General features: G+C 60.9%; 1 protein-coding gene. It reads left to right on the top strand.

Annotation, left to right across the window (positions count from 1 at the left end):
* The first annotated feature begins 64 nt into the window (after positions 1-64).
* Positions 65-1,299 (top strand): IS3 family transposase gene (locus DIE21_RS36800; protein WP_124502203.1). Its coding sequence is split into 2 segments (ribosomal slippage): positions 65-419 and positions 419-1,299, totalling 1,236 coding nucleotides; the frame shifts between segments, so codons are not numbered across the junction.
* Positions 1,300-1,336: the final 37 nt, after the last annotated feature.

Here is a 1,336-nt window from a genome sequence, read left to right as displayed (position 1 = left end):
TGGGCCGGCCCCGGCGAAAACCGGACACGAGGTAACGCTTAAACTTTGAGGTAGTCTTCCGCCTATGTTTAAGCCTAGCCCTAATGTAGAACCCATCGAGGTTTTGACCCAGCCCGAACAGCGCCGGCGCCGCTCTGTCGAGGAGAAACTCGCGATAGTGCGTGAGACCTTCGAGCCCGGCGCGACCGTTTCCGGGGTGGCCCGTCGCCATCAGGTGAATGCGAACCAGGTGTTTGCTTGGCGCAAGCTGTATCAAGATGGCAGCCTGTCAGCCGTGAGTGCCGGCGAACAGGTGGTGCCGGCATCCGACCTGGTCGAAGCGATGAAGCAGATTCGCGAACTCCAGCGGCTGCTGGGCAAGAAGACAATGGAAGTGGAAATTCTCCGCGAAGCCGTGGAGTACGGTCGGGCAAAAAAATTGATTGCGCGCTCACCATTGCTGCCGGGGGACGACCGATGAAGACGGTCTGTGAAGTCCTGGGTGTGTCGCGCTCCAATCTTGCGGTCAAATCGAAGCGCTCCGCTGAATGGATTGACCGGCGCAAGACGCCAGTCCTCGACGACCAGCCGCTGGTCACCGAGCTTCGAGAGCTGGTTGCTGAACTGCCCACCTACGGCTACCGCCGCGCGTGGGCATTGCTGCGGCGAAGCCGGGATGCGCAGGCGCGCCCTCGCGTGAATGCAAAACGGGTTTATCGCGTCATGCGTGCACACAGCCTGTTGCTTGAGCGTCGCCCTCGTCATGCCCAGTCCACGCGCCGGCACGACGGCAAGGTCGCGGTGGAGCGCAGCAATGCGCGCTGGTGCTCGGATGGTTTCGAATTCCGTTGTGACGATGGTGCGCCGTTGCGCGTCGTCTTTGCCTTGGACTGCTGCGACCGCGAGGCCATGAGTTGGGTGGCAAGCACGGGCGGCTACACCGGCGACATGGTGCGAGACGTGATGCTTCAGGCCGTCGAGAACCGCTTCCATGGGGCGCTGGAAACGGACAGCGAAATCGAGTGGCTGAGCGATAACGGTTCCTGCTACATTGCTGACGAGACGTTGACGTTCTCGCGGGCCATCGGCTTGAAGCCGGTCACGACACCCGTCAGAAGTCCCCAGAGCAACGGCATGGCCGAGAGCTTCGTCAAAACGATGAAGCGTGACTACGTTTCGTGGATGCCCAAGCCTGACGTCAGGGTGGCGCTGCAAAACTTGGCCATCGCGTTCGACCACTACAACGAATCGCATCCGCACAGCGCCCTGAAATATCGCTCGCCACGCGAGTTTCGCCAGCAAGAAAATTCGCTAACCTAAGCGTGACTGCGTGTCCGGTCATGCAGGGGCAAGTCCA

This window comes from Burkholderia sp. Bp9140, from assembly GCF_003853425.1.
Classification (GTDB): Bacteria; Pseudomonadota; Gammaproteobacteria; order Burkholderiales; family Burkholderiaceae; genus Burkholderia.
Note: the sequence above shows the minus strand (reverse complement) of the source record. Positions and strands in the feature narration are given on the sequence as shown.